6 protein-coding genes are annotated in these 11,774 nt (G+C 55.3%); all 6 read right to left on the bottom strand.

All coding sequences use genetic code 11. The annotated features are described in order from the left end of the window. Window positions 1-5: 5 nt before the first annotated feature. Window positions 6-3,056 (bottom strand): beta strand repeat-containing protein, encoded by a 3,051-nt coding sequence (locus F5984_RS02950; RefSeq protein ID WP_152122632.1) that lies wholly within the window; start codon window positions 3,054-3,056, stop codon window positions 6-8. Window positions 3,057-3,866: 810 nt separating this feature from the next. Beyond that, window positions 3,867-5,216, bottom strand: a complete 1,350-nt coding sequence (locus F5984_RS02945) for a Gfo/Idh/MocA family protein (RefSeq protein ID WP_152122630.1) — start codon at window positions 5,214-5,216, stop codon at window positions 3,867-3,869. A 241-nt stretch (window positions 5,217-5,457) separates the two neighbouring features. Beyond that, entirely contained in the window at window positions 5,458-6,915 is a 1,458-nt protein-coding gene (locus F5984_RS02940) for a TolC family protein (RefSeq protein ID WP_152122628.1), read from the bottom strand. Window positions 6,916-6,974: 59 nt separating this feature from the next. Further along, entirely contained in the window at window positions 6,975-8,078 is a 1,104-nt protein-coding gene (locus tag F5984_RS02935) for an efflux RND transporter periplasmic adaptor subunit (RefSeq protein ID WP_152122626.1), read from the bottom strand. Window positions 8,079-8,087: 9 nt separating this feature from the next. Next, entirely contained in the window at window positions 8,088-8,387 is a 300-nt protein-coding gene (locus F5984_RS02930) for a DUF952 domain-containing protein (RefSeq protein ID WP_019987581.1), read from the bottom strand. After that, window positions 8,384-11,563, bottom strand: a complete 3,180-nt coding sequence (locus F5984_RS02925; RefSeq protein WP_152122624.1) for an efflux RND transporter permease subunit — start codon at window positions 11,561-11,563, stop codon at window positions 8,384-8,386. The genes F5984_RS02930 and F5984_RS02925 overlap by 4 nt, the downstream gene beginning before the upstream one ends. Window positions 11,564-11,774: the final 211 nt, after the last annotated feature.

Genomic DNA, 11,774 nt, shown 5'->3' with positions numbered 1-11,774 from the left:
GACTTCTATTTCAGGCTTGGGCCCACCGTTGGAATACAATCCAGCGTCCACACATCGGTAATGGCTTTCTTGGGTGCTTTGGTCAGGTCGGCCGTGCAGCTACCGGTATTGCCTACCGTGAAGCTGAGGGTACCCAACGCAGACCCATCGTAGCGAATCGGGATAAAGAAACTCTGGATACCGGTTGTCGGTGTGCTCACTGACGTAACGCCGTTGGCGAGGCTGATACCCGAACCCGAAACCGTAATGGGGCTAAACGTACCCGCAACCGTTACGTTGACCGTAACCACCAGTACCGCCTGTCCGGGAACGCCCGCTACGGGTGCCGGAATAATCTGCGTTTTCGAGCAGTCGATGGTGCCTGCCGATGGCCCTACAGGTGCTACAGCGTTGAAGCTAACCGTTGCGGGGGTTGAGGTACCACCCGCATTTGTAGCGACGGCCGTTACCGTTTGCGGACCCGCGGGGAATGTAATTGCCGATGTTGAATAAGCGCCCGTGACCGGATTAGCCGTCACACTCACCGGACCGCCCGTTGAACCGGGACCACCCGTAATAGTCACCAGAGCCCCCGGTGTGGCCGTACCGCTAATAGTTGGTGTTGTGGTGGCGGTCGTATTATTAGCCGGGCTCAGAATAGCGACCGTCGGTGGAACGGCCACCGTAAAGCTGCTCACCGCGCTGCTGCAACCTCCCGCCGTGCAGGCTACTGCCGTTACGCTGGCGGGCTGTCCATTCACAAACGTCAGGCTTGTGCAGGTCCAGTTACCCGACCCATCGGCCGTTGTGATGCACGTTTGCCCATTGGGACCTTGCACCGTTACGCTGCTACCCGGTGTGGCCGTCCCCGAAATAGGCGGATTGAGATTGGCAATCGTCGATCCGTTGGCGGGGCTGTTGATTGCCACCGTAGCGGCAGCAATTGCTGTGACCTGCGTAGTAGCCGGGGCCGAAGTGCCACCTGCGTTATTGGCTACAGCGGTCAAGGTCTGTGAACCCGGAGCAAGTGTCACGGCGCAGCTCCACGAGCCTCCAGCCGTGGCGGTTGTCGTGCAGAGTGTCGTCCCCGTCGATGAGGTCAGTACCACCAGAGCGTTCGGGGTGGCCGTACCGCTCACTGTCACCGTTGTAGTTACAGTCGTGTTGTTGGCCGGGCTCAGAATAGCGACCGAAGGCGGGCAGGCCACGGTCGTAGCCGTCACGGGCGAAGTGGGGCTGTAGCAATCATTGGCCGGATCGTAAAACGCGACGAAGTATGTGCCAGCCGACACCGAAGTGGGTGTGCTCACCCGATTAGCCGTGGTGGCCGTTGCACTAGTGTGGTAGGTGATTGTTGTACTCGCCGGCTGGTTCGTCACCGTCCGTGAGGTTAAGTTGATGGTTGTTGTTGGGCAGCTGTTGGTTATAACCGCTGTAGACGATAACGTTGGTGCTACCACCCCTGCCGCTGAGGCAGCCCGCAGCACAGCCCCATATACCTGTGTTGTTCCAACATCTACAGATACCAGGTTACTCACCCGAATCTGTACCGTATTAAATGGTAATGTTGTTTTGAAACCGACAATCTGCCGGGTCGAGCTGAGCAGTTCTAATGCAATTAGGTTTCCTCCGCTCGATTCCTGCTGAACCCCGTTGAGGTAGGTCGTGACCGTAACACCACCCAGCAGGTTCACCCCGATCAATGATGCATTCTGTATATCGAAGCCAGCAAACGTACCCGCCGGGTATGTAGTCAGCTGGTCTTTCACGGCAATGGACCCGCTGGCCAGTACACCCGCTGTTAGTACAATCGAAGCAGCCGTGTTGGGGTCATTGTCAATTACATTTTGCGTGTTGCTCACCGAACAAAGTGCGCAGGCCACCCCGTTGATACCGGTCAGGGTACCGTCGACAATGGCTGGGAAGGCCGGAGTTACCAGGTTTGAGTTGGTACTACAACTCAGGGCAGGCCCGGCGCAGAAGCGTTGCAGCACTACGTTATAAACGTTGGTTGTGCTCAGCAACCCTAAAAGGTTACTCACTACCAAGCGTACTTCATCAAAGCTTTGGGTTGTTACGAAACCGACCGTTTGAGCCCCGTTGCCGGTCAGCACCGAGTTAACGGACAAAATAGTACCTGCCGACGAGGTTTCCCGGAGCGTACCATTCAGGTAAGTTTGAATTTGCAGCCCGGAGAGTAGGTTTACCCCGATTAACGAAGGGTTAGCGATGTTGAAGCCGGCAAACGTGCCCGCCGGGTAGTCGGTGATTTGATCCTGAACACTAATACTTCCCGTAGCGGCTACACCTGCCGTCAGGACGATCTGGGCAAAATCGCTCGTGCTGCTGTTGATCGCATTGTCAGCATTTTCAACGGAGCACCCCACACATACGCCGGTGATTCCTGTTCTGCCACTATTCACCGCAACCGGATAAGCCGGGTTGCTTACGGATGTCTGTACGTTACAATCAAGTGTAGGCCCTGCCGTGAACCGCTGAATAACGGCATGGTAAACCTGCGCAGTAAACAACAACCCCAACAGTGCATTGTATTCTATCTGAATCTCATCGAAAGCCACCGTCGAAATAAAACCGAGCGTTGCCGTGCCATCAGCCCCAAGCAAACTGGTATTAATGCCAATCAGGCCCGACACCACATCCTGTTGCTGAACCACCGACCCGTTGTTCAACAACCGAATTGTTACGGTCGAAGCTAATGTAGCGCTCAACAACCCTTCGGTACCAATTCGGAAACCCGCAAACGTCCCCACCGGATACGTATCGGCCGCATCATTATCTCTAACACTAATTGTGGCCCGGCCACCAATTCCTGTGATTGAGACGGTTGCAAAATTTCCGGTATTGGCATCGATCAAGTTTGCCTCCCCACTGATGCTTACAGACCTGAGTGGAATTATACTACTATTATCATCCGTTAGGGTAGACAGGCCCGTGTACGTACTACTTACCCAGGGCGAGCGTGTGTTGGGTGGTGCCGACGCAATCTGCGCAACGGCAGGCAATACCAGGGTTACAGCAATCAGGCTAAGCCAGACTGTTTTGAAATCAGACTGCATTAGACTCTCAGCATTTCTCTGGCGAGACTTCCATACAACCATCCCCCGTAGAAATACTTGATACAGGAGCGAGAAAAGTAAAGTCGCCCCTACTCTTTCCCTAAGAGAAGCGCGCTTGTAGTTATTCCGAATGAAGGAGATGTAGTTCATAAGCCTACAGATTGGTATTGATGGACTAAAGATTCCACTGACAATACTCACTCATTCGGCAAAATCATAGCCACCTCCCAATCCGCTAAGCCTATCAATATTGAGCACTTAACAAATCGCCCTTTGTAGTCATTATTTTTTTTCAGAACACATAACTCTAAACACGAATCAAAAGATTAAACTTTTTGTGTCTAATGAATCATTAACAGTTGATATAACAATATCTCAACATCACAATATGTTACCGATATATGAAAATTAAACTACTAAATACAATGTATCATCATGTATCTTTCAATAGTATTAAATACACTTAAGCCTTAAAAAAAATTGTAGCATCATTTTTGATAGCCATCCGAAAAAGGAAAAGTCAATAAGCCGCCCGACTTAACAAATACTATACCAACCGCCATTCAGATCACCTAACATAAGCAAAATCGGTTACAAATGACCGAATTTTGTTTATGAATGCGCAAAATCAACTGGCACCTGATAGCTTTTATTACTCAGCCATTTATACTTATCAAGTGGCAATACCATACACTATCCAAAAAAAGCAATTAATTAACTCTTAAAATCTTTCAGGCACTTACAAACAAAAAGGTGAGCCAACGATTCTGGTCGTTGGCTCACCTTAGCTAAAAGACTTTACGCTGTAACTTAAACCGTAATGGTTTTGCCGGGAACCGCCACGGGGTAATAACCATCCGGACCCGGCAGAAGCTTCGGCTTCGCATCCCAGGCCAACGTGTCGGGGAAGAGGTTGATGTCTGAATTCAACGCTTCCTCCCACTTCACCTGCTTACCTGAATAAGTCGCCATACGACCCATAATAGAGGTCATGGTACTTTTAGCCCCATTTTCGGCATCGGCAAACTTATACTGACCAGCCGCAATAGCCGCAAATAGCTCGTCGTGCTCAACCTGATACGGGTTACCATCGGGCTTTTTAGGGTCATTCGGGTGGGTGTACAGGGCCTGCCCTTTGTGCGTTTTCAGGATCGTATTCTTGCCGAATGAGTCGATGCGGCCCTTAGTACCGATAAACATCTCATCGACTTTGCTGTACGTTCCTTCGTAGTGGCGGCATTGGCTATTGATCACCGTACCGTCGGCATACGTGAAGTCAACTACGTGGTGGTCGAAAATCTCACCGTGCTCTTTGCTGTTGCGTACCTGACGACCGCCCGTTCCCTGACACGATACGGGGTAACCATTTTTCACCCAGTTGGCCACGTCGATGTTGTGTACGTGCTGCTCTACAATATGGTCGCCACAGAGCCAGTTGAAATAATACCAGTTGCGCATTTGGTACTCCAGCTCCGTTTGCTCCGGCTTACGGGGGTTCATCCAGACGCCCCCGCTAATCCAATACACGCTGCCCCCGACAATATCACCAATGGCTCCGCCGTGAATTCGTTTGATGGCTTCGCGGTAGTTTTTCTGATAATGGCGCTGTAAACCAACCACTACGTTCAGCTTCTTTTTCTTCGCTTCCTCAGCAGCGGCCAACACCCGACGGATACCGGGAGCATCGGTGGCTACGGGCTTCTCCATGAAGATGTGCTTATTCTGCCGAACAGCCTCTTCGAAATGGCCCGGCCGGAAACCCGGAGGAGTTGCCAGAATGACCACATCCGCTAACGCAATAGCCTGCTTATATGCATCGAGACCGACAAACTGACGCTCCTTCGGCAAATCCACCTTGGCGGCTGCGTCGGGGCGTTGCATCAGGCCACTGAATGCCTTGTCGACACGATCCTGAAACGCATCGGCAATGGCCACAATCTTTACATTCTGCTTTGTATTCAATGCCTGCTGTGCCGCACCGGTACCCCGGCCACCGCAACCTACGAGGGCAATTTTGATGGTATCGTCCACCGACGAATGGTACCCGGCCGCCCGGCTACCAAAGGGGAGTTGGCTCAGTATAGCCGCTCCCGTAAAAAGTCCTGATGTTTTCAAAAAATCACGTCGGTTTGCGCCTGATTCAATTAGATTCTGGGCCATATACGTAAGGGGAGGAGATTTTAAACAAGTTCATAACAGAAAGAGGTCAATAGGAGCATTTTACCCCAAAAAATCACACAATCTGGTAATTACAACGTATTTATCCCCGGTCTGGGCGCGAGACGGTGAGTGAGTTGCCCCCTTCCCAACCCCTCCCCGTCGGGTGAGGGGCTTGGGTTGATTGTTAGCCAGGTTTTCCCCGATGCGGTCGACCGCAACTATGAGATTAGAACGTCTCCGCTCAGAAATCGCCCCCAACGGCCCGCAGCAGTGCCACGGCATACTGTACTTCCTGAGTGCGTAGCTGCACCAGCGTTTGCTCGGCCGCCAGAATCGTCCGTTGGGCGTCCAGTACTTCGAGGTAGGTGGTCAGGCCGCGCACGTATCGCTCGCGGTTGTACCGTTCGGTAGTACGGGCCAACGTCAACACCTGAGTTTGGGCGGTAAGCTGCTCCCGAATGAGGGTGAGGTTGTCTACGGCCGTTTCAACTTCCCGCCCGGCAACCTGAATAGCCTGCTGGTAGGTTTGCTGGCTCGTTTGGGTTTGCTGCCGCGAGAGGTTAATCAGCTCCCGATTCCGGCGACCTTCGTACAACGGCACCGACGCGTTGACCCCCAACAGGTACGTGGCACTGCTGGGCGCGGGCCAGTATGGCAGTTGCCCCGACAACAAGCCCCCCGACCCTACGACCGTAACGCGTGGGCGGGTAGCGGCCTGCTGCAACGTAAGCTGGGCCCCGGCAATTTGAATCTGCCGCTCAAACTGCTGCAAATCAGGACGCCGACGCGCCAGGTCGGCGGTCGATACGGCACCCGGCAACGCGGGTACAGCCGCTGGTAAGTCGCCGGAGTTGAGTGTAAAAGTGGCGGGTTCCTGGGCTACCAATTGGGCCAGCCCGTTGACCAGTTCGGTGCGGGCGCGTTGCAGGCTTACCAGCTGCACCCGGAGCTGGGCCACGTCGGTTTCGGCGCGTTGGGCATCAAGAATATCGGCCAAACCCACCCGAAAACGCTCACGGGCAATGGCTACCGTAGAATCGCGGGCCTGAATATTCCGGCGAAAAACGGCCTGTTCGGCATCATTGCCCCGAATCAGAAAGTACGTGCGGGCAATCTCCGAGGCCAGCGTCAGCCGAAACGCCCGGTAATCGGCGTCGGTGGCCTGCGCCTGCAAATCGGCTACGACCACGCCCGCCCGAATTCGTTTGAACAAATCCAGTTCGTAACTGGCATCAATGGGCAGGAGCTGAAACGTATTGAGCTGAAATCGGGGCAGACGGTCGGCGGCCAACGGGATGGCCACGGGCCGGTGCTCCGACAAACTTTGGGTGGTGATGAGCGCGCTGCTCCGCACCGATGGCAACAGAAACGATTGGGCAATACGCACCCGTACGCGAGCTTCTTCTAACCGGCTCAGGGCCGCCCGCAAGTTAGGACTATTGGCAAGGCCCGCCTGAATGAGGCCATCGAGTGCAGGGTCACTGAAACGGGCAAACCCTGTTGTGGTGTAATCGGGTGTAGAGGCACTGACTCCCGAACCGGATGGCAAAGCGGCCGGGTTAGAGGCCGGTGCCGGGCTGGGCTGCACGGTACCGTTCGACGCGGGTGTGAGGGTTACGGCCCCACCCGCCGGGGTGGTTTGCGCCAGCGTTTCACCCGCGAATAAGGCAATCAGAACAAAACTGAGGCAGTTTTTCATTAATGACCTGTTCAAAATAGATTCGGCATCGGTGCGAGCCGGTTACGCACCTTGGCGGCCTACACTTTGGTTTCTTTGGCTCCCCCACTCGACTGGCGCAAGCGTACCTTCATGCCATCTTTCAGGCGGTCGTTAGGGTTGGTTATCACGCGCTCGTTACCCGTCAGGCCACTCGTCACTTCAATGGTAGTTCCGTAGTCACGCCCAAGAGTCACCGGCTGGAAACGCACTTTCATGTCAGGGTCGAGAATCACGGTAAGCGGCCCTTGCGGAGTAATCTTGAGGGCATTGGCAGGTAACAGCACGGCATTCTGACCCTGCGGGCGGGCGGCAAATTTCACCTGCGCATACAAACCCGACGGAATAGCCCGGCCCGGATTCGGAATCACCACCTCGGTGAGCAACGTACGGGTGCTGTTGTTCAGGGCCCCGGCCGTGCGGACCACGGTGCCCGTGAGCGTCCGGTTTTTCAGCTCAGGCACCACCACTGTAGCGGGCATACCAATTTGTACCTGCTGGTAGAAGTTCTGCGGCACATCGACAAACACCCGTAGCCGGTCGAGTTGTGCCAGCATATACATAGGCTGTGCGCTCGTGGGCGAAATCAGGTCACCGACTTCCACGGCCCGGCTTGTGATAATACCTGGAAACGGTGCCCGGATTTCCTGCAAGCTACGCAGGGTCTGCAACCGTTTCAGGTTGGCCTCGCTCACCTGCACAGCCGCCTGCCGGTTGTCGATGTCCTGCCGGGCCACAGCACCGGGCAGCGTTACACTTGTTACACGGCTCAGGTTAGACTGAGCCAGTTGCAGGTCGGCGCGGGCGCGGGCAATATCCTGTTCCAGTTCGGGCACATCGAGGGTAGCCAGCAGTTGCCCCTGCCCTACCGTAGCCCCAATATCAACCAGCCGTTTCCGCACAAAACCCTGCGTGCGGGCCCGGATGGGGGTTTCCATAAACGGCCGAATCTGACCGGGCAACGAAAGCCCCGCCGAATCGACACCCTGCCGGAGCGGAATGGCATTGACTACCGGTTCGCGGCTGCGCTCGGCTTCGGCAGCGGCCTGAAGCTCCTGCTGATTACGAATCCGGGGCATCACGCCAACCAGCACAAACAAGGCAATGAGCGCGAGGGGAATAAGCCAGAGTATAAAACGTTTCATGCGTTCGGTCTATAGTTTTTCGACCTCCACAATGGCCACCTTATCGATAGGCCCGTAGAGGTGCGGAAATAATTCGTTGTCCGTAGAGGGTTCGTATTTAAGTTCGGCCGTCAGCTTGTCGGGGTCAACGTGCAGCAACAGCCGGTCGGGTACGTTATGGTAATATCGGTCGAGCACCCCCGCTACCTGATGGTCCTGCGAGAGGTGAATAAAGCCCTCGGTTTCCAGACTATCGGCCCGGTAAACAGCCTCGGTAGCCTGCCGCTGCCAGTCAGGCTGCGTGGTTACGTGGTAAATGAGTGTCGTCATTGGGGTTTATGGTTCGGCGCTTTCCGGGCCAGATAACTAAACACAACCGGTACAAACAGGAGCGTGGTAAACGTAGCCAGCAACAGACCGCCAATGACGGCCCGGCCTAACGGGGCATTTTGCTCGCCCCCTTCGCCCAGCCCGAGCGACATAGGCAGCATCCCGATAATCATGGCAATGGCCGTCATCAGAATCGGGCGCAGGCGCGTGCGGCCCGCTTCGAGGGCGGCTTCGTAGGCATTGCCGCTCACGGCAGGCAGGTGGTCTTTGGCGAAGCTCACCATCAGAATGGAGTTGGCCGTAGCAACCCCCACCGACATAATGGCCCCCATCAACGACGGAATACTAAACGTGGTGTGCGTCAGGAACAGCATCCAGACCATGCCGCAAAGCGCACCAGGCAAGGCCGTAATAATAATGAACGGGTACCGAAACGACTGGAAGTTGACCACCATCAGCAGGTACACCAGCACGGCCGCAAACACAATCCCGATGCCCAACCGGCTGAAAGCACTCTCCATACTTTCGACTTGCCCCCGAATCTGAATCCGGTTGCCGGGTTTGAGCTGGCTTTCGTATTCTTTGGCAATCTTGTTCAGCTCGTTGGCTACCGAGCCCAGATCGGTGCGCTCTACAGACGCGTACACATCGTAGGCCGGCTGGGTATTTACGCGGTTGATGATGACGGGGGTCGATGTTCGTTTCATGGTGGCTACGTTGCTGAGCATCTGCGGCAACACGGCCTGTTCGGTCGAGTTGGAGACCGTGGTCACGCCCGGCGAGAGGGGTGTGCGCATCAGCTTATCGTAACTATCGAGTTTGTACGGCGGGGTTTGTACCACAATCAGGTACGGGAAACCCGTAACGGGGTCGGCCCAGAAGTTAGGCCGAACCTGTCCCGTACCACTGAGCGAAATATTCAGGTTACTGGCTACCCGCTGCTCGGTCAGGCCAAACTGACTCGCCCGTTCGCGGTCAATTTCGAGGTAAAGTTCGGGTGCGTCGAGCAGTTGGTGCAGGTGCACATCAACCGCCCCCGGAATCTGACTCACGCGCTGCACAATTTCCTTGGCAATGCGGAGGTTATTGGCCCGGTCGAAACCGCTCACCTGCACGTCGATGGGCGAGGTCAGGCCGAAGTTCAGAATCTGCCCGACAATATCGGCGGCCAGGAAAAAGTACGTCACTTCGGGCATTTCATCGCGCAGGGTTTCGCGCAGTTGCCGAATGTAGTCATCGGTAGGCCGCGAGCGTTCGTCGGTGAGCGAAATAAGCAGTTCGGCATCAGCCGAGCCGGTGGCCGAGTTGTCGGTAAATACAAAGTTGTAGCGCTCGCCCGTGAGGCCAATATTGCTGATAACCGAGCCTACTTCGGCTTCTGGAATAATGCGCCGGACCACGGCTTCGGTTTCGGCCGCAATCCGTTCGGTTTCCTCTAGTCGCGACCCGGCCGGGGCCCGCAGGTGCAGCTTAATCTGCCCGGCATCGACCTTCGGGAAAAAGTCGCGGCCGATAAACGGCAACATGGCCGCCGTTACGCCCAACACGAGCACGAATACCCCAAAAACGGCTTTACGGTGGTCCAGTGTCCAGGTCAGGGCGCGCATGTACCGGCCTTGAAACCGGTCGAAGCCCCGGTTGAAAGCCTGCAAAAAGCGGCTACCACCGGCACTCTCAGCCCCGTGGCCGTGCTTCTCTCCGCGCAGCATCAGGTCGGCCAGCATGGGTACCAGCGTCCGCGACAGCACGTACGAAGCCAGCATGGCAAACACCACGGCCATTGCCAGCGGCCCGAACAGAAACCGGGCGGGGCCTTCGAGAAACAGGACCGACACAAACACGATACAGATGGTCAGGGTAGCCACAAGCGTCGGGGTCGCAATCTGATGAGCCCCCTCCAGAATAGCCTGCCGCAGCGGTAACCCCAATTCTTCGTTGCGGTGAATATTTTCGATAGTCACCGTCGCATCGTCAACCAGAATCCCGATTGCCAGCGCCAGGCCGCCAAGGGTCATGATGTTAAGGGTTTCGCCCAACAGATACAGAATCGACAGCGACGCCAGAATCGACAACGGAATCGACACGGCCACAATGAGCGTGCTCCGCCAACTGCCCAGAAACAGGAGAATCATGGCCGCTGTGAGCAGGGCTGCAATGAGCCCTTCCACCACTACGCCCTCGATAGACGCCCGCACAAATACCGATTGGTCGAACAGCTCAACCACCCGCAGGCCCGAAGGCGCAGCCGCCCGAACCGTGGGCAGTACCCGGTTGCGCAGCTCGTCTACAATCCGCGTGGTCGATGCATTACCGGTTTTTACGATGCTCATCAATACCCCCCGGCTGCCGTCCTGCTTCACTACGTTGGTTTGCACCGCCGAGCCATCGTGCACGTTGGCAATGTCGCGCATGTGCACGGTTGTGTTACCGACCGCCTTGATGGGAATATCGTTGAGAGTCGAGATAATTTCGGGCTTCGAGTTGAGCCGCACCGCGTATTCGCGTTCGGCCAATCGGAGGTTTCCGCTGGGTAGGGTGAGGTTTTGGGCCGATACCGCGTTGACTACCTCTTCGGGCGTAACACCATGCGCCAGCAGTTGTTCGGGCTCCAGATCAACCACAATCTGTCGGCTTTTTCCGCCAAATGGCTGCGATAGTCGGCTACCCGGCACGGTCGAAATCTGGGGCCGGATTCGGGTAGCGGCATAATCGGTAATCTGGGTTTCGCTCAGGCTATCCGACGACAGACCGAGTTGCAGCACCGGTACGTCGGTAGCGTTGTAACGAACAATGAGCGGGGGCTGAGTGCCGGGCGGCATCCGGACCAGAATCGTCTGCGAAATGGCGGATACCTGCGCCAGGGCCTCCTCAATCTTGACCGTGGGCTGAAAATAAATTTTGATGACTGCTACGCCATTATACGTCTGCGATTCAACCCGCTGAATATCACCTACGTTATTAATAATTGAGGTTTCGGAGAAGTTGGTAATCATCTTCTCCATCTCGTTGGTCGACAGGCCGTTGTACCCCCACAGTACCGACACCACCGGAATATTGATCCGGGGGAAAATATCGGTGGGCATCTGAAGTACCGAAACGCCCCCCATAATGAGAATCAGGAGCGCCATCACGGCAATCGTGTACTTTTTTTCTAACGCTAAGCGGACGATCCACATAGTTACTATGGGTTAGACGAACGCCCTGAAAACGTCGTCTGGTAAATATTGAAACGTGGGTGATGCCGGTAAAAGGCGTTGATCAGAGCCGACTTACTTAGCGAGTCGTCGATAGTACCGCCGGAAGGCTCTGTGGCTGAATAGTGCTGCAAATTAGCCAAATGGTCAATACGGTAGACTATCTGATACAGAGTAAAAATTGTCTTTTTCG

Origin of the sequence: Rudanella paleaurantiibacter, assembly GCF_009184635.1 — a bacterium.
In the GTDB taxonomy this organism is placed as follows: domain Bacteria; phylum Bacteroidota; class Bacteroidia; order Cytophagales; family Spirosomataceae; genus Rudanella; species Rudanella paleaurantiibacter.
This window is presented reverse-complemented; position numbering and strand designations above follow the sequence as displayed.